Annotated in this window: 9 protein-coding genes; 8 read left to right on the top strand and 1 reads right to left on the bottom strand. The window is 42.5% G+C overall.

The annotated features are described in order from the left end of the window. Nucleotides 1-815: 815 nt before the first annotated feature. Nucleotides 816-1,694, bottom strand: coding sequence for a carboxylating nicotinate-nucleotide diphosphorylase (nadC, locus tag AAEY99_RS20040; RefSeq protein WP_351011731.1), 879 nt, complete (start codon nucleotides 1,692-1,694; stop codon nucleotides 816-818). Between the two features lie 416 nt (nucleotides 1,695-2,110). On the opposite strand from nadC, the gene ampD reads away from it, so the two are divergent. The 8 genes from ampD to AAEY99_RS20000 all read left to right on the top strand — a co-directional run bounded on the left by ampD (nucleotide 2,111) and on the right by AAEY99_RS20000 (nucleotide 18,551). Next, nucleotides 2,111-2,665, top strand: coding sequence for a 1,6-anhydro-N-acetylmuramyl-L-alanine amidase AmpD (ampD, locus tag AAEY99_RS20035; RefSeq protein WP_351011729.1), 555 nt, complete (start codon nucleotides 2,111-2,113; stop codon nucleotides 2,663-2,665). A gap of 136 nt (nucleotides 2,666-2,801) precedes the next feature. Next, the gene (gene ampE, locus AAEY99_RS20030) at nucleotides 2,802-3,653 is read left to right on the top strand and encodes a beta-lactamase regulator AmpE (protein ID WP_351011728.1); all 852 of its coding nucleotides are present in this window, start codon (nucleotides 2,802-2,804) and stop codon (nucleotides 3,651-3,653) included. Nucleotides 3,654-4,166: 513 nt separating this feature from the next. Continuing rightward, the gene (pdhR, locus tag AAEY99_RS20025) at nucleotides 4,167-4,919 is read left to right on the top strand and encodes a pyruvate dehydrogenase complex transcriptional repressor PdhR (RefSeq protein WP_101087720.1); all 753 of its coding nucleotides are present in this window, start codon (nucleotides 4,167-4,169) and stop codon (nucleotides 4,917-4,919) included. A gap of 91 nt (nucleotides 4,920-5,010) precedes the next feature. Then, on the top strand, nucleotides 5,011-7,677 hold the full coding sequence (aceE, locus tag AAEY99_RS20020; RefSeq protein WP_351011726.1) for a pyruvate dehydrogenase (acetyl-transferring), homodimeric type: 2,667 nt from the start codon (nucleotides 5,011-5,013) through the stop codon (nucleotides 7,675-7,677). A gap of 11 nt (nucleotides 7,678-7,688) precedes the next feature. After that, nucleotides 7,689-9,686, top strand: coding sequence for a dihydrolipoyllysine-residue acetyltransferase (aceF, locus tag AAEY99_RS20015; RefSeq protein WP_351011724.1), 1,998 nt, complete (start codon nucleotides 7,689-7,691; stop codon nucleotides 9,684-9,686). A 199-nt stretch (nucleotides 9,687-9,885) separates the two neighbouring features. Further along, the gene (gene lpdA, locus AAEY99_RS20010; RefSeq protein WP_101087717.1) at nucleotides 9,886-11,316 is read left to right on the top strand and encodes a dihydrolipoyl dehydrogenase; all 1,431 of its coding nucleotides are present in this window, start codon (nucleotides 9,886-9,888) and stop codon (nucleotides 11,314-11,316) included. Nucleotides 11,317-11,714: 398 nt separating this feature from the next. Continuing rightward, nucleotides 11,715-16,178: an EAL domain-containing protein gene (locus AAEY99_RS20005; RefSeq protein WP_351011722.1), complete on the top strand. Its 4,464-nt coding sequence runs from the start codon at nucleotides 11,715-11,717 to the stop codon at nucleotides 16,176-16,178. Between the two features lie 108 nt (nucleotides 16,179-16,286). Beyond that, nucleotides 16,287-18,551: a patatin-like phospholipase family protein gene (locus AAEY99_RS20000; RefSeq protein WP_101087715.1), complete on the top strand. Its 2,265-nt coding sequence runs from the start codon at nucleotides 16,287-16,289 to the stop codon at nucleotides 18,549-18,551. Nucleotides 18,552-18,685 lie beyond the last annotated feature (134 nt).

The following is an 18,685-nucleotide window of genomic DNA, read 5'->3' as shown; positions in this document are numbered from 1 at the left end:
ATGGCAATCCATATGCCTAATGCCTTACAGACACAAATATGTGACATTAATTGTCACGATGTCGTTTATGTCGTCGCTTGTGCATATTACTCATACCATAGTGTGCAATGATTTAAGTTTTATGTGTCCATGATGACAAGGTTTGTTAATTCTTTTTTCTAAAAATGTGCTTTAGAGGGCTAAACCTATGAAACATTTTCAGTATAACAAGTTTTACAGTTTAGCCATCGCTATGTTTGTTATCCATTGGACAGTAAATTCCATCACTTATAGATAGCAACAAGCTACTTACTTTATTGTGTCAGTATTGCATTTCGGCTGAGCTGCAATGCTAGTGTAAACGCTCGTTTTATTAATCGGTAATATTAATATCACTAACAAGCCGTTGAATCAATGTTACGTGATTGATAAAGCATAGACGTTTTTTGCAACTTTAGTATTGCAGTACATGGCCGAAAGGCCAACTCGCCTACATTAGACGTTAGTATAAACTGCCTAAAAAAGGAATAGTTTTATGATACAAATTAAAAATAAATGTCTAAAAAGGCTCTGCTTTCACATTTTCCGCACATTATACCCTATATGTTTTTTGACGTGCTAGGCATAGAGAAAAATTATTTGACAAAAATGCAACAATGTCGGTTTATTGGCGCTTTTTATGATGGCAGATGTGGCAGGTTTATCGCTAAGCTAAAAGCCTAGGTTCTAGAACGCTGCGCTGTTAGATGCTATAAAATCTTAGCAGCAAAGCTGTCCCTAGAAGCGCAGCGACCTAGCAGGACGCAGTCCGTTCTAGAACCTAGAAAATGTAAGTATTAAGCCCTTAATCTCAATGATAAATCTAATGCTTTGACATGCTTAGTTAGGGCACCTACCGAAATATAATCAACGCCAGTTTGTGCAAAGGTGGCTAGGGTGTCTAACGTGACATTGCCTGAAACTTCTAATTTAGCGCCTTTAGCTTGATCTTTATAACGATTATTAAGGCTGACTGCGTCGACCATCATGGTGACGTCAAAGTTGTCGAGCATAATGATATCGGCTCCGCCATCAAGTGCTTGGGTGAGCTCATCAAGAGACTCTACTTCCACTTCTACTGGCTTGTTTCCATCTAAAGCGCGCGCTGCTGTAATGGCTTGTGAGATGCCGCCGCACGCCATAATGTGGTTTTCTTTAATTAAGAACGCATCGAATAAACCAATGCGATGGTTTTTGCCGCCACCGCAGGTTACTGCGTACTTTTGGGCGGTGCGAAGACCTGGGATGGTTTTGCGGGTATCGAGCAATTGAGTATGGGTACCTGCAAGTTTATTAACGTACAGTTTTGTTAAGCTGGCTACCCCTGACAAGGTTTGAATGAAGTTCATTGCTGTACGTTCGCCAGTTAAAATAGCGCGTGCTGGGCCAGATAGTTCGCATAACAATTGATTGGCCACAATTAAGTCACCGTCATCAACATGCCAATGCAGCACGACCTCACTGCCCAGTTGATTAAATACTTGCTCTGCCCACGCTTTACCGCAAAACACCCCATCTTCACGGGTGATTAACGCGCCGGAAACGTGTTTGTCTGCAGGGATAAGCTGAGCAGTAATATCAGCATTGAGCATATCGTGAATGGTATTATGGGCTGTGTGACCTAGGTCTTCATCAAGCGCTGTTTGCACTGCATGACGGATGTCGTTTTCTAACATAAGCAAAATCCTTGCTAAAGAGTGTAATAAGGCTAAACAGTATCTGCATTCAACGGAGTGTTTGTTACAGAATGCATTTGTTAAAGATTACCATAACTTGGCTAGATACTGACACTACCCAGTCGGCAATTTTCAGCATGGGTATGGCCGTTTAATACTGTTAAATTCAGATTGAGAATGGTTAAATAACCTTAGTTTGGGATAATAAACGGTTGTCGAACTGTCCTTTGCTCCGCTAACTGTGTTGCATTGACTTACAATGGACCAGCTACTGACACTGCTAATGATAAGTGGCAGTACCTTGTTAGCTAAGCAAATGACAAGTTTGATCTCCAATAGGCCAATTATTCTAATTTTGGCTTAAATCCTATTGTTAACTCTGGTTGAGGTTATGTCGTTATGTTTAAAGGATGAATATGGCAAAAGGCTTATTAAAACAAGGTTGGTTAGCCAGCGCTAGAAAGTGTATTTCGCCCCATTTTAATTCACGGCCAACAGATGAGGTGAGTTTGTTGGTGATACACAATATTAGTTTACCGGCGGGTTGTTTTGGCTTACCGCACATTGATGCACTTTTTCAAGGCTGCTTAGATATTGATGCTGACGACAGTTTTGCTGAGTTGGCAGGTTTGCAAGTTTCGGCACACTTTTTAATTCGCCGCGATGGTGAAGTGGTGCAGTATGTGAGTTGTGATGACAGAGCATGGCACGCTGGTATCTCTGAGTTTAACGGGCGTAAGGGCTGTAACGACTTTGCAATTGGTATTGAACTAGAAGGCACCGATAGTAGTGGTTATACCGATGAGCAATATCATCAATTAATGCTGTTAACATTTGAGTTAATGGCGCAGTATCCTATGATTAACGTAAATAATATTGTTGGCCATTGTGATATCGCACCAGGGCGTAAAACAGACCCAGGTTTTAGTTTTGATTGGTCTCGATATAAGCAAGCCATTGCCGTTGCTTAGGCTAGTCTTGTGGACATAACTGTTGTTGGTCGCATTTATTGATCTCATTTGCTGAGAGCATTTGTAGCCATCGCCCACGTAAAAACGGTTCTTTAATAGCGATAGCAACAACTGAATTGAAGTTAAAAGGATATTCATGGCGTTATTTTCATTATTAGTGGCAATTCTAGTTGAGCGTATGAAGCTTCTGCCGAGTGGTTGGCAGTTCGATAGTGTGATGACGCGTTACCAAAAGCAGTTTTGGGATAGCCAGTCGCTAAAATCACCATTCGGTGTGGTGATTGCCATCGTGTTGCCTGCTTTATTAGTGTTGTTGATCTGTTTTCTGCTTGATGGCATTTTTTTTGATTTATTGAGCTTGTTGTTTTGGGTGCTGATATCGATTATTTGCTTTAGTCACCAATCATTACGAATTGTGTTTAAACAGTATATTCAAGCGGCATGCCGCGGCGATGTACAAGCCTGTTACTGTTACGCTAGCGAGTTGGACTCTACAGAGCATTTGGATGTCGTGGACGAACAGGATTTAGGCCGCAAAGTGGGCCAAATGGTGGCGTGGATTAATTACCGCTATTACGGTGCTGTGGCGTTGTATTTGATATTTTTAGGCCCAGTAGGTGCAGTTTTATATTGTACAGTGCGTTTTTATAGTGAGTACAACAGTAAGAATAAGCTTGAAATGCCATTGGTCGACCGTTTACAAATGATATTTGATTGGTTGCCAAGCAGAGTGTTTAGTTTTGGTTATGTGTTAAGTGGTCAGTTTAGTTCAGGGTTAAGCGTTTGGCGACAATATGGTTTAAGTGTCAATACCGATGCTAAAACGATAGTGACCCATACTGCTGTTGCGGCAGAGTCTTTACCTGAAGTTGGAGATGCGCCGTTGAGTGTGCAATCTACCTTGGCATTACTGGCATTAAGTAAGCGTAACTTTGTATTACTGCTAACCATGGTTTCGGTATTAACCATTTTTGGATTTGTTAGTTAGACTCTAGGGCGCTACGCGGATAGTGCGCTGCGCTTCTAGGGCGGACTACGTCCTGCTAGGACAGCTTTGCTGCTAAGATTCTAGGACAGCTTTGCTGCTGAGATTCTAGGACAGCTTCGCTGCTGAGATTCTAGGACAGCTTCGCTGCTAAGATTCTATGACAGCTTCGCTGCTAAGATTCTAGGACAGCTTCGCTGCTAAGATTCTAGGACAGCTTTGCTGCTGAGATTCTATGACAGCTTCGCTGCTGAGATTCTAGGACAGCTTCGCTGCTGAGATTTTATAGCCTCTAGAAGCGTAGCGCTCTAGTTTCTAGGACTTTCGGGTAAATGGTCTGACCCCTTAAGCATAAATATCGGTTATGCTCTGGGCTTGAGCGTTTTAAACAAAGCGGTGTTCTTTTGTCGGTATGCTGATAACTAGACACGGCTTGTATGATTTGATAAAGTGCGCTCTCTCATATTAATTGGTAAGACCAATTGACAATTGCTTGTTTAGGGAGCAGAGCGCTAAATGGCTTATATTAAGATTAACCAGCCAAAAATTTCTGATGTGATCATGGAGCAATTAGAGCGGATGATCCTAGAGGGCAGTTTGCAGCCTGGTCAGAAACTACCTCCTGAACGCGAACTCGCGGTACAATTTGAAGTGTCTCGTCCTTCATTACGTGAAGCGATTCAAAAATTAGAAGCTAAAGGGTTGCTCATGCGTCGTCAAGGCGGTGGCACCTATGTTAAAGAACAACTGTGGCAAAGCCTTGCCGATCCTATTGTTGAATTAATGCATAACGACTCTGAAAGTCAGTATGACTTACTCGAATTCCGTCACGCCACTGAAGGCATGATGGCGTATTATGCTGCGCTGCGCGGCACCGATTCGGATATGCAGAATATTCAAAAACGAATTATTGAAGTGGAAGCTGCGACGAATATTGAGGCTAAAGCTGCTGCAATTGTACGTTTTTATCGTGCGGTTGCTGAGGCATCACACAATGTTGCTATGTTGCATTTAGTATTAAGTTTAACCCCTGTGCTGCACAAAAATGTCGCACAAAATCTGGAGCTTTTAAGCATACGCGAAGAAGCTTCCACCATGGCAAATGATCACAGGCGCGCGTTACTGGCTGCGATTATACGCCGGGACCCAGACGCTGCACGTGAAGCTTCGAATGAGCACTTAAGCTACATCGAAGAAGTCATGTTGTCAGTAAGGGAAGAAGACAGTCGGTTGCAACGTAGTTTGCGCCGTTTAAAGAGCGGCGTGTAGCACTTGTCACTTTGAATAAGAATACACTTTTGCTGTGTCAACAAGCAGCAAAAAGCCGAAATATAATCCGTATATAGAGAAGGACTGCGAGATGTCTGAAGATATGCTTCAAGATTTAGACCCATCAGAAACCCAAGAGTGGGTTGATGCTCTACAAGCTGTGTTAGAGCAAGAAGGGCCTGAACGTGCACACTTTTTACTCGAAAAATTAATCGACAAAGCTCGCCGTAACGGTACTCACTTACCGTATAACGCGACAACTGCGTATTTAAACACTATTCCAGCAGGGCAAGAACCAAATATGCCTGGCAACCAAGAAATGGAACGCCGTATTCGGGCGATTATTCGTTGGAATGCTTTGGCGATGGTGTTACGTGGTTCTAAGAAAGATTTAGAGCTGGGTGGCCATATTTCAAGTTTCGCGTCTAGTGCGACAATTTACGATGTGTGTTTTAACCATTTCTTCCGTGCGCCTAATGAGCATGACGGTGGTGATTTGGTGTATTTCCAAGGTCATATTGCACCTGGTATTTATGCGCGTTCGTTCCTTGAAGGCCGTATTACTGAAGAACAAATGGCTAACTTCCGTCAAGAAGTTGATGGCAAAGGACTTTCTTCGTACCCACACCCTAAGTTAATGCCTACTTATTGGCAGTTCCCGACGGTATCGATGGGTCTAGGTCCTATTCAAGCGATTTACCAAGCACGCTATTTAAAGTATTTAACTGACCGTGGTTTAAAAGATTGTTCTAAGCAGACGGTTTACTGTTTCTTAGGCGACGGTGAGTGTGATGAGCCAGAAGCATTAGGTGCTATTGGTTTAGCTGCCCGTGAAGAATTAGATAACTTAGTCTTTATCGTTAACTGTAACTTACAGCGTCTTGATGGTCCTGTACGTGGTAACGGTAAAATTATCCAAGAACTTGAAGGCGAATTCCGCGGCGCAGGCTGGGAAGTGGTTAAAGTGATTTGGGGACGCTATTGGGATCCGTTATTGGCTCGTGATACTAGCGGTAAATTATTACAGTTAATGGAAGAAACCGTAGACGGTGAATACCAAAACTGTAAAGCCAAAGGCGGCGCGTATACGCGTGAGCATTTCTTTGGTAAGTACCCTGAAACTGCCGAAATGGTTGCTAACATGTCAGATGATGACATTTGGCGCTTAAACCGTGGTGGTCATGATCCTGTTAAAGTTTACGCTGCACTTGAACATGCACAGAAAACTAAAGGTCGCCCAACCGTTATCTTAGCTAAAACCGTTAAAGGTTACGGTTTAGGTGATGCAGGCGAAGGTAAAAACATCGCTCACAACGTGAAGAAGATGGGCGCTGAATCTATTCGCTACTTCCGTGATCGTTTCAATATCCCGATCCCTGATGACCAGCTGGAAGATCTGCCTTTCTATCATCCAGGTCCAGACTCTGAAGAAGTGAAATACTTGAAGAGTCGTCGTGAAGCATTATTAGGTTATTTACCGCAACGTCGTGAAAAGTTCACTGAAGAGTTAGAAATTCCTTCATTGAAAATTTTTGATTCGATTTTGAAAGGCTCTAATGGCCGTGAAATTTCGTCAACCATGGCGTTTGTACGTGTATTAACCGCGTTATTGAAAGACAAGGGTATTGGCAAGCGTATTGTGCCGATTATTCCTGATGAAGCGCGTACTTTTGGTATGGAAGGTTTATTCCGTCAAGTGGGTATTTATGCTCACGAAGGCCAAAAATATATCCCACAAGATTCTGATCAAGTGGCGTACTACCGTGAAGATAAAACCGGTCAGGTTTTACAAGAAGGTATTAACGAATTAGGTGCAATGTCATCTTGGGTATCAGCTGCAACTAGCTACTCAGTCAATAACATGCCAACGATTCCGTTTTACATCTACTACTCTATGTTTGGTTTCCAACGTATTGGCGACATGGCATGGGCTGCTGGCGACATGCGCGCTCGTGGTTTCTTAGTCGGTGGTACTTCAGGCCGTACAACATTGAACGGCGAAGGTTTACAGCATCAAGATGGTCACAGCCACGTATTGGCTAACACTATTCCAAACTGTATCTCTTACGATCCAACTTACGGTTATGAAATTGCAGTTGTAGTACAAGATGGTATTCGTCGTATGTATGGCGAAAATCAAGAAGATATCTTCTTCTACCTAACTACAATGAACGAAAACTATGTTCAGCCAGAAATGCCAGCCGGTGCCGAAGAAGGTATTGTCAAAGGTATTTACAAGCTTGAAACAGTTGCCGGTAGTGGTAAAGGTAAAGTGCAGTTAATGGGTTGCGGTACGATACTTGAAGAAGTGCGTAAAGCTGCACAAGCATTAGCAAAAGACTTTGGCGTAAGCGCTGACGTATTCAGTGTAACTAGCTTTAACGAGTTAACTCGTGACGGCCAGGCTGCTGAGCGTTGGAACATGTTGCACCCAACAGCAAAACCTAAGCAAGCATATATTAGCCAAATATTATCTGCAGACGCGCCAGCGATTGTGGCTACTGACTACATGAAGATATACGGCGAGCAATTACGTGCTTTCGTACCGACAGACTATAAAGTACTTGGTACTGATGGTTTTGGTCGTAGCGATAGCCGCGCAAACTTACGTCACCACTTTGAAGTAGACGCTAAGTTTATTGTTATTGCGGCACTGAAGTCTCTTGTTGATCGTAATGAAATGCCTGTTGATGTGTTGACTAAAGCCATCGCTGAATATGGTATTGATGCTGACAAGATTAACCCACAGTTCGCGTAAGGGGATACAAAATGGCTGAATTAAAAGAAGTTTTGGTTCCTAACATCGATACTGATGCAGTACAGGTTATTGAAATTTGTGCTGCGGTTGGTGATTATCTTGAAAAAGAAGCATCAATCATTACAGTTGAAAGTGATAAAGCGACCATGGACATTCCAGCACCTTTTGCTGGTACGTTAGCAGAATTAAAAATTGCTGTCGGTGATACCGTTTCTGAAGGTACCTTGATTGCGATGATGAGTGCAGCTGACGCTGCACCGGCTAAAGCCGAAGCAGCTGCGCCAGCACCTAAAGCTGAAGCGCCAGTGGCACAAGCAGCAGCTCCTGCACCAGTGACGCCAGTTGCCGCACCAAGTGTTGGTAGCTCAGAAGTGATTGAAGTAAAAGTACCTGATATCGGCGGAGACACTGACGTGTCAGTCATCGAAGTATTAGTTGCTGTTGGTGATAGCATTGACGTTGATACGGGGTTAATTACCTTAGAAACCGATAAAGCAACCATGGACGTACCGTCACCTAAAGCGGGTGTGGTTAAATCAGTGACTGTAGCCGTTGGCGACAAAGTGTCTGAAGGTTCATTGGTTATCACGCTAGAAGTTGCCGGTTCTGCGCCTGTTGCAGCTGCACCTACTGCATCTGCGCCACAAGCCGCTGCACCGGTTGCTCAAGCGGCTCAGGCTCCTGCAGCACAAGCCGCAACGACAACTCAAGTACAAGAAATTCATGTGCCTGATATTGGCGACGCCAATGATGTTGATATTATCGAAGTGTTGGTTTCTGTTGGTGATGAAATCACTGCAGATCAAGGGTTAATTACCCTTGAAACAGACAAAGCTACGATGGAAGTGCCAGCACCGTTTGCCGGTAAATTAGTGTCGTTAACGGTTAAAGTGGGCGATAAAGTGTCTCAAGGTAGCTTAATTGCGACCATTGAAACCACTAGCTCTGCACCAGTAGCGCAAGCTGCTCCTGCTCAAGCAGAACCCGCTCCAGCGGCAGCCGCGCCAACTATGGCGGCTAATCGTCCATCAACTCCACCAGTGCCGTTTCATCCAAGTGCTGCAGTGACTGCGTCAACTGGCGTTGTTCATGCTTCGCCTGCGGTACGTCGCTTAGCGCGTGAGTTTGGTGTTGATTTAACCAAGGTTTCTGGTACTGGCCGTAAAGCGCGTATTTTGAAAGAAGACGTGCAAGCGTTTGTGAAATACGAATTATCACGCCCTAAAGCAACTGCTGCTACAGCGGTTTCTGGTGGTGCTGGTGGCTTAAACGTGATTGCAGCGCCTAAAGTTGATTTCAGTAAGTTTGGTGAAGTGGAAGAAATACCACTAAGCCGTATCCAGAAAATCTCTGGTCCTAATTTGCATCGCAACTGGGTAACCATTCCACATGTCACCCAGTTTGACGAAGCTGATATCACTGAGATGGAAGCATTCCGTAAGCAGCAGAACGACCTTGCCGCGAAGAAGAAAGCGGATTACAAGATCACTCCACTAGTGTTCATGATGAAAGCTGTCGCCAAAGCATTAGCTGAGTTCCCTGTGTTTAACTCTAGTTTGAGCCCTGATGGTGAGTCGCTTATTCAGAAGAAGTACTTCCACATTGGTGTTGCTGTTGATACGCCAAATGGCCTCATGGTTCCGGTGGTACGTGACGTTGATAAGAAAGGCATTGTTGAATTGTCGCGTGAGTTAACCGACATTTCTATCCGTGCTCGTGACGGCAAACTTAAGTCTGCTGACATGCAAGGTAGCTGTTTTACCATTTCAAGTTTAGGTGGTATTGGCGGTACGGCGTTTACGCCGATTGTTAACTACCCAGACGTGGCTATTTTAGGTGTATCAAAATCTGAAATTAAGCCAAAGTGGAATGGTAAAGAGTTTGAACCTAAATTAATGTTGCCGTTATCGTTGTCATATGACCATCGCGTTATTGATGGCGCAATGGCTGCACGCTTTAGTGTGACCTTGTCTGCGATACTATCAGACATTCGTACATTGATTTTATAACCACAAAGGTCGCTCATATGAGCGACCTTTTTATTGTGATCGGTTTCAAACAAATTGATTTGAGTATAAAATGCGCCCATCCCAATTTTTTAGTCCACAATTGAAAGAAATTGGAAGTGAAACGTAAGTTTCAAGCTGGCGACATCGACATTTGGGCCGATCCGTCTTTCACACGGAATGAACAAGATTAGAGGAAATCATGAGTAACGAAATCAAAACTCAAGTAGTCGTACTAGGAGCAGGCCCAGCAGGTTATTCTGCGGCGTTTCGTGCTGCTGACTTAGGCTTAGACACCATAATTGTTGAGCGTTTCAGTACCCTTGGTGGTGTGTGTCTAAACGTTGGTTGTATTCCTTCAAAAGCACTATTGCACGTAGCAAAAGTCATTGAAGAAGCCAAAATTGTTGCTGACCATGGTGTTGTTTTTGGTGAGCCAAAGATTGATTTAGACAAATTACGTAGCTTTAAAAATAAAGTCATTGGCCAATTAACAGGCGGTTTAGGCGGAATGTCTAAAATGCGTAAAGTTGATGTGGTTAATGGTTTTGGTAAGTTCACTGGCCCTAATAGCTTAGAAGTTACTGCTGAAGATGGTACTGTGACTGTTGTTCAGTTTGAACAAGCCATTATTGCAGCGGGTTCACGTCCAATTAAATTACCGTTTATTCCACATGACGACCCACGTATTTGGGACTCAACTGATGCACTTGAACTGAAAGAAGTGCCTGGTAAGTTATTAGTGATGGGTGGCGGTATTATTGGTCTAGAAATGGGTACTGTGTATTCATCTTTAGGCAGTAAAATTGACGTGGTTGAAATGTTTGACCAAGTTATTCCTGCTGCAGATAAAGACGTTGTCCGTGTATTCACTAAGCAAATCAAGAAGAAGTTTAACCTTATTCTTGAAACTAAAGTGACCGCAGTTGAAGCAAAAGACGACGGTATTTACGTAACAATGGAAGGCAAGAATGCACCTGCCGAACCTGTTCGTTATGATGCTGTTTTAGTCGCAATTGGTCGTTCGCCTAATGGTAAGTCTTTAGCTGCTGAAAAAGCAGGTGTGAATGTTGATGAACGTGGCTTTATTAACGTTGATAAGCAGTTACGCACTAACGTACCGCATATTTATGCTATCGGTGATATCGTTGGTCAGCCTATGTTGGCTCATAAAGGTGTGCATGAAGGTCATGTTGCTGCGGAAGTGATTTCGGGCATGAAGCACTACTTCGATCCTAAAGTGATTCCATCAATTGCTTATACTAATCCTGAAGTAGCATGGGTCGGTTTAACTGAGAAAGAAGCGAAAGAGCAAGGTATTGCTTACGAAACCGCGACTTTCCCTTGGGCTGCAAGTGGCCGTGCAATCGCTTCAGATTGCAGTGAAGGTATGACTAAGTTAATTTTCGACAAAGAGACTCATCGCGTGATCGGTGGTGCTATTGTTGGATCTAACGGCGGTGAATTATTAGGTGAAATTGGCCTAGCAATTGAAATGGGTTGTGATGCTGAAGATATCGCATTAACGATTCATGCTCACCCAACATTACATGAGTCTGTAGGCTTAGCGGCTGAAATGTATGAAGGTTCAATTACTGACTTACCTAACCCTAAAGCGGTTAAGAAGAAGTAACTTACACTGACTAAATAGCCTTAAAAAAGCATTCCATTTTGGGGTGCTTTTTTTTGTCTTTTTTCTGATATTTTAGGCTAGTCTTAATGATTAATATGTGTGAGTTATATTACGTTATAGGGCATTTCACAACATGTTGATTTAGCAGAATAGAAAGCGAATCGAATAATGATTCAATCGGGGGTGACTTTCCTACTAAAATAATGTTAAAACTTTAATATTACTTATAAAAATCGCATTCAAGTCGTTAACAATAAAAATAAGTGATATTAACTTTTTTGGCTAGTAACCGATCCATCACAACACCAAGATGATTAATGTGTCGATGATGATAAGCCTGTTTTTTGCTACGTGTGGGGCTTGCCTGCATTTGATCACGTAAAGGATAAACTGAATTTATGACCAGAGCAGTATTGGTGAGCCTAGGCTGTTTTATATTGTCTTTATTTACTGTATTGCCTGCGTGTAGTGCAGACATTGTTCAGCGAGTCTTTAACGCCAAAGATGGCTTAGCTAATGCGACGATTCAAGACATTAGTTTTGACCGTTATGGTTATGTTTGGCTGGCGACTCAGCAAGGTCTTTATCGCGTTAGTAATAGTAAAGTAAGGCGTATTGATAAAGTGGGTTTTGATTCGGTACTTGATGACGAACTGATTACAACAGTAGTTAATTCTGGCCAAGACCATTTACTTGTTGGCACTAATTCCTCGCTATATCTTTACAGTATTTTAGATAATCACTTCAGTTTATTGCTTAAACCTGAAGATAATGATGCGACTAATATCAATAACAGTATTCGCGTGGCGGCAACTCAGCGCCAGCTTGATGGACGATTGCTGATACTCGCTTATTCTGGTCAAGTGTATTATTTTGATGATGCTTCTCAGCAATTGTCTTTATCTCCAAGTCATTCTTTAGACCATAATTTACCTTGGCGCAATGCGCTTGAATTGCACAATTCCCAGTATTTGTTTTCAACTAATCACGAGCTTCAACTTCACCAAGCCGATGGTAGCTTCATTGGTCTATTTTCGTTGTCTGATAAAAATGATTCCATCAGGAAGTTGTTTCAAGATAGACAACAACGAGTGTGGATGCTGACATCGAAAGGTTTATTTAAGGTCAATACCGAAACGCTTACGGTGCAATCTGTGCCTGAGATTCCCTATTATGTTGACCAAATGGAGCAAGATCTTAATGGTGACTTGTGGATTTCAAGCCGAGCAGGATTGATTTTTTGGAGTCCAGAAAACAACAAGTTAACCGTATACCATGACGAGCTTAAACAGCGAGCTAATATTGATTACATTCATGATATGGCGGTGGATTCTGAAGGTTTACTGTGGGTTGGTGGCTCTGGTGATGGGTTAGCGGTGATAGCGGGTAAACCTCATTTTTTAATTGAAGATTATTCTAAAAAGCCGCCTTATCAACTTGATAATGAAATGGTGTGGTCGGTATACAGCGAAGGCGATAAGGTGTGGCTAGGCACCGATGGTGGTTTGTCTGTCGTTAACACTCAGAGCCAAACCTCAACCATGGTCATCCCCAAAGGATTTGAACTGAGTGACAGTATTTATCGAATTGAGTCTTTAAACGCACATCATCTTGTGTTGGCCACGACCAGTGGCTTATATGTTGTTAATAAATTGACTAATGCCAGTACCGACTTTGCGACATGGAGTGGTGGTAAAGAGTCACTGGACGATAGAATCGTCATTGGGATTTATCGTGACGAGTTACTGAGTGATGTGATTTGGTTTACCACCACTAAAGGATTGTATTATTGGCAAGATGGTAATACTGATTTGACGTTACAAGTTTTATCAGATGGCCAGCAGTCATTAAGTCATACGCTATATAAAGCCTTATTAAGGGATGATGCTGATCATTTATGGATTAGTGGCAGTAAACATTTTGGCTATTTAACCACTGTGGGTGAGTATATTTCTAAAGTGGATGTATTTGCTGATTTTACAAATGTCCCAACCATGAATAGTCTTATGCAAGTGGCGCCGGGGGTTATATGGCTAGGCACGTCCCAGCAAGGTATATATCAATTCAATACTCAAACCGATGAGCTTATTTCGCTGGATCAACAGTGGAAGATCGATTGTAAAGTGGTGTTCTTTTTACAGGACTCTGAAACAGACCATATTGTTGGCTGTGCCAGTGCCATTATTAAGGTTAATAAGGCGACAGGTAAAGTCAGTTCGTTTAGCCATAAAGACGGTTTTATTTCCGATGAATTTAATGAGTCGGCAAAGTTTTATGACCCTGCAAAAGGCTTTTTTGTGGGTACGCCAGACGGAGCGATGTTAATCGACCTCGATAAACTGGCGCCGCGGACTGTAAATGACAAAGTGATACTTGAATCTGTGTCGGTGTTTTATGAAAACAATACCGAGGTTTATCTCATTCCAAGTCAATTGTCGCAAGTCGAACCGGGTGCCAGCTTAATTAGCTTTCAAATTGCCGTGCTCGATTACCTTGATGATAAGCCAATGACCATACAGTATCGTTTGGTCAAAGATGGCGCAGACTCTGGCAATTACGTGTTATTAGAAGGCCAGTCACAGATTAATATTACCGGTTTAAGTGCTGGGTCGTATGCACTTGAGCTTTTATATAAAAGAAATGGCGTGTGGTCGAATGAGCCATTTCAATATCGATTTACTGTAAAGCAGTTTTGGTGGCGCTCACAACAATTTAAAGGCGCATTGATTTTTAGTATTTTACTGATAGCCGCCATTATATTGTTATATAGACAGCGGCAAATTCATCGGTTTAAGCAAATGAATCATGCTTTGGTTGAAAGTGATGAACGCCTACGTCAATCGTTAAAAGGCAGCGATTCGGACCTATGGGAGTGGCATAAATCAACACAAGTGCTGTCACTCGATAATCGCGGTGGTGTATTAGGACCAGAGCAGCAGATTGACGTTAAACTAGAAGATATCCCAATTCATCAAGACGATGTTGAGAGAATCACATCGGTTTGGCAGGACCTTGTTAACGGTAACGTCGAGATGATTGATGCCGAGTATCGATATCGTAATCAGCATGATCATCAGTGGCATTGGTTACGCATTAAAGGCCGTGCTATTGAGGTAGATCTTAACAATGGAAGATTAATTTATGCTGCAGGGATGTATACCGACATCACTCAACAAAAAACCCTTGAAAGTGAGGTTAATTTATTAGCCCAAGCATTTGAAAATACTTCCGAAGGCATGTTGATATTAGACATGAAAAAGAACATCAAAATTAGCAATGCAGCGGCTAATTTAATTCTAGCGGCTAAAAAGAGTGATTTGGCCGGCACACCTTTTTCCGACTTAGTGTTTGAGACCGTAGAACCTTTTGATATGGACGATGTGTTCGATAAGGAGCGCTTTTGGACCGGAGAATGTGAATTTAATTGTAGTGATGGTAGCCGATGCCCTGTTTGGATCAATGTATCGACCATGTTCAATATGAATGGTTCGGCATTACATTATGTGGTGGTGTTTTCTGATATCACTGAGCGTAAACATAATGAGTTACATCTGCGCCGTTTAGCAAACAATGACATGTTAACCGGCTTAGCTAATCGAGCGATGTTTTCGCGCCGATTGGGCCAGGTTATTGAAATAGCAAAACAGCACAAAGAAACCTTAGCGTTATTGTTTTTAGATCTCGACAGATTTAAACATGTTAACGACTCATACGGTCACAGTATGGGTGATGCATTACTCGTTGAAGCCGCAAGTCGACTACAGTCTTGTTTGTCTGAAGAACATTTATTGTGTCGTTTTGGTGGTGATGAGTTTGTTATTTTGCTGCGTGATGCAAAAGACGTCGACACCATTAACCACATTGCCAAACAGTTATTAAAACAAATCGAAACGCCTTTTAAATTATACGGTCGAGAATTTTTTATTTCGACCAGCATTGGTATCAGCATTTGGTCTGGCGATGATCAAACGCCAGAAACCTTGATTAAAAACGCCGATTTAGCCATGTACCATGCTAAAGAAGAGGGCCGTGGTAATTTTCAATATTATTCAGCAGAACGGAATGCAGAAGCCTTATATCACTTACGCATAGAGGCTGATTTGCATCGAGCGATACTGTGCAATGAATTTGAATTGTATTACCAGCCTCAGATAGATGTTAACCAACAAAACAGTATTGTTGGCGTTGAAGCGTTAATTCGTTGGAAACACCCAAAAGATGGCATGGTTAACCCCGATGTGTTTATAGGTATTGCAGAATCCTGTGGTTTGATTGTTGAGATTGATCGTTGGGTGCTAACTCAAGCTTGTCTCGACGGTGCAGATTGGCATCAGCGATACCAAAGCGACATAAAAGTGTCGGTTAATGTGTCTGCAATGCATTTCAGACAGCCAGACTTTATCGACTTTTTAACCGCAACATTACATCAAACTGGCATGCCTGCTAAATGTTTGTCGGTAGAAATTACCGAAGGCGTATTGATGAAAGAAATTGCTATCGCCAGCCAGCATTTACTCGCGTTAGAGCAGTTAGGTATTGATGTTGCTATAGATGATTTTGGTACAGGTTATTCGTCGCTTGCGTATTTACGTTCATTCCAAGTCAATATTCTGAAAATAGATCGCTCGTTTTTAATTCATATTGACAACCATCAAGCCGATCAAGCCATTGTGAGCAGTATTATTGAATTAGCACGTAACCTATCGCTTGAAGTCGTGGCTGAAGGTGTTGAAACATCTGAGCAACTTGCACAAGTCGTTAAGCGTGGTTGTCATATTATTCAGGGATATTATTTTGCCAAGCCGATGCCCAAAGCCGAACTTGAGCTCGATATTAAGCGACAAATGGGGATTAATGAATGATGAGTTCATTAGTGATGCCAGGGTAATCTTGTTGCTGCTATCCATTAGTATGGGTATTGATTAAATTTTGTTAGAATAAGTTGTTTTTACTTACTTTCGGAATGATTTATGCAACAAATTTTGCGCCTTAACTTACCTACCTGGTTTTTGGCTAGCTGTATTTGCTTTAGCCTAGTAGTGCAACCTGTCTATGCTGCAAAAAAAGCCGCTAAAGAAAGGCCCACTATTGGCTTAGTGCTGAGTGGCGGCGGGGCAAAAGGTGCTGCTCATATTGGTGTGTTGAAAGTACTTGAAAAATATCATATTCCTGTTGATTACATTGCGGGTACCAGTATTGGTGCTTATGTTGCTGGCATGTACGCGTTAGGCTATAACGCCGATCAAATAGAAGAAATAATGCTTAGTGGTGAGTGGTCTAAAGGCTACTCAGACACCATTCCGCGCGATAAATTAAGCTACCGTGATAAACAGCAACGAGATCAGTTTAATATTCCACTGACCGTGGGTTATAACAATAATAGCTTAACCTCACCTAGTGGTTTGTTACGTGGCCAAAGCATGTCTCAATTACTGCGCCACTCCACTGGGTTAGTTGAACAGTTTGGTGACTTTGATGAACTCGCGATTCCGTACCGAGCGGTGGCGACGGATTTAGCAACCAGTGAAGCTGTGGTGTTATCCAGCGGCAGTGTAGTACAAGCCATGCAAGCATCTGCCACAGTTCCAGGTGCATTGCAGCCAGCATTGATTAACGGTCGTTTACTGGTTGATGGCGGAATTGCCAATAATATGCCTATCGATGTGGTAAAAGCCATGGGGGCAGATATCATCATTGCCGTCGATATTGGTTCCGCACTGACCAAACAAGAACATTTAGACAGTACCATTGCGGTTTTAGAGCAACTTTCAACTATTTTGACTCAAGCGAGCACAGCTCGCCAAAAAACCTTACTGACGTCTAGCGATATCCTCATTCGTCCCGCCATTGATAGCCTAAGCACCACTGATTTTTCAATCATGCCATTAGCGCTCAAATTAGGTGAAAATGCCGCCAATTTAGAGTTAGTGAAGCTGGAAGCGCTTGGTATTAGTGAGCAAGACTATTTAGCTTATCAAGCGGATAAATTACAACAAAGTTTACTGTGGATCGATCCGCTTAAAAAACCCATTTATAAAATTGCTTTCGACAATCAATCAAAAGTCAGTGAAAAATTACTGCGTGAGCGTTTAGGGATTACCGAAGGCGTTGTACTGACCAAAGAAGAGTTAAATTTAGCGTTAAATCGAGTGTATTCACTGAATAAATTCGAGCGTGTCGATGCCGAGTTTGAAGATGTTGAACAGGGCCGAATTTTAACCATTACCACCAGAGCCAAATCATGGGGGCCGAATTACTTTCAAGCAGGCTTTAACTGGGAAGATGATTTCACCTTAGATTCGGCTATTACACTCAGTTTGGCTTACACCATGACCGACTTAACTGAAAATGGTGGTGAGTGGCGTAACGAATTAGAACTGGGGTATAAAAAGTTAGTCGGCACTGAGTTTTATCAACCATTAGACCGTGATCAAACATTTTATAGCCTAGCGCGATTCCAGTATGAAATGAAAGATTGGGATTTAATTGATCAAGATAGCCGTTATGTAGAACTCGAAAATAATGTTGCTCAAATCGTTTTAGGTATCGGCTATAACTTTGATTCAGATGGTATTATCGAATTAGGTTTTGTCGGCGAAGATGGTCGGGTTAGCAGTGAATTTGGCTCGGTTGATTCACTAGATTATCATTCCACGGGTGGCTATTTAAAAGTGGCCTACGACAGCCTAAACAGCATTAGCTTCCCGACGGAAGGTAATCGAATTACCTTTGTCAGCTACTTAAGAGATGAATCCTACAATGGACTAAGCAATGTCGATACGACTTTTAGTGATGACTTAGCATGGCAATTTGAAGCAGATTGGAAAGGTGCGTTGAAACTCGGAAATCACGCCATTGTAGGTAAGATGGAACTGGCAACTGTTGAGAATGACGGTAACTTTACCTTGCATGTGGCAGATTTAGGCGGCTTCTTGAATTTGTCGGGTTTCCGTAAAGACACCTTAATTGGTGCACATAAAGTGTTTGGAGCCGTGATTTATCAATATGATCTCGGCCGTGATGTACTGATCACCGACTTGCCTTTGTATTTAGGTACCAGTCTTGAAGCTGGTAATGTGTGGTTTGATCGTGATGATGTCGATTTAGATGATTTGATTTACGCCAGTAGTTTGTATTTAGGTACTGATACCGACTGGGGCCCGGCAGCATTAGGTTTTGGTTTTACCGATCGCGGTGAAACAGCATTCTATTTGTTTGTCGGTAAAAACTTTTAGGCCGTCTATCTAAGCCAAAAGCCTAGAGCCTAGAGGCTTACGAGCTAAAATCCTAGAGGCTAGAGCGCTTCGCTGCTAGAGGCTATAAAATCTTGGTGACGAGCGGTGGCAAGCGATGACGAGAGATAACAATC

This window comes from Shewanella sp. S1-58-MNA-CIBAN-0166 (assembly GCF_040310085.1).
In the GTDB taxonomy this organism is placed as follows: Bacteria; Pseudomonadota; Gammaproteobacteria; order Enterobacterales; family Shewanellaceae; genus Shewanella.
The sequence above is the reverse complement of the archived record's forward strand: the minus strand, read 5'-3'. Positions and strand labels throughout refer to the sequence as shown.

What these genes read in the sequence shown, in the direction of transcription:
- nadC (WP_351011731.1), bottom strand. Translation starts at nt 1,694, where the DNA reads ATGTTAGAAAACGACATCCGTCATGCAGTGCAAACAGCGCTTGATGAA.
- ampD (WP_351011729.1), top strand. Translation starts at nt 2,111, where the DNA reads ATGGCAAAAGGCTTATTAAAACAAGGTTGGTTAGCCAGCGCTAGAAAG.
- ampE (WP_351011728.1), top strand. Translation starts at nt 2,802, where the DNA reads ATGGCGTTATTTTCATTATTAGTGGCAATTCTAGTTGAGCGTATGAAG.
- pdhR (WP_101087720.1), top strand. Translation starts at nt 4,167, where the DNA reads ATGGCTTATATTAAGATTAACCAGCCAAAAATTTCTGATGTGATCATG.
- aceE (WP_351011726.1), top strand. Translation starts at nt 5,011, where the DNA reads ATGTCTGAAGATATGCTTCAAGATTTAGACCCATCAGAAACCCAAGAG.
- aceF (WP_351011724.1), top strand. Translation starts at nt 7,689, where the DNA reads ATGGCTGAATTAAAAGAAGTTTTGGTTCCTAACATCGATACTGATGCA.
- lpdA (WP_101087717.1), top strand. Translation starts at nt 9,886, where the DNA reads ATGAGTAACGAAATCAAAACTCAAGTAGTCGTACTAGGAGCAGGCCCA.
- AAEY99_RS20005 (WP_351011722.1), top strand. Translation starts at nt 11,715, where the DNA reads ATGACCAGAGCAGTATTGGTGAGCCTAGGCTGTTTTATATTGTCTTTA.
- AAEY99_RS20000 (WP_101087715.1), top strand. Translation starts at nt 16,287, where the DNA reads ATGCAACAAATTTTGCGCCTTAACTTACCTACCTGGTTTTTGGCTAGC.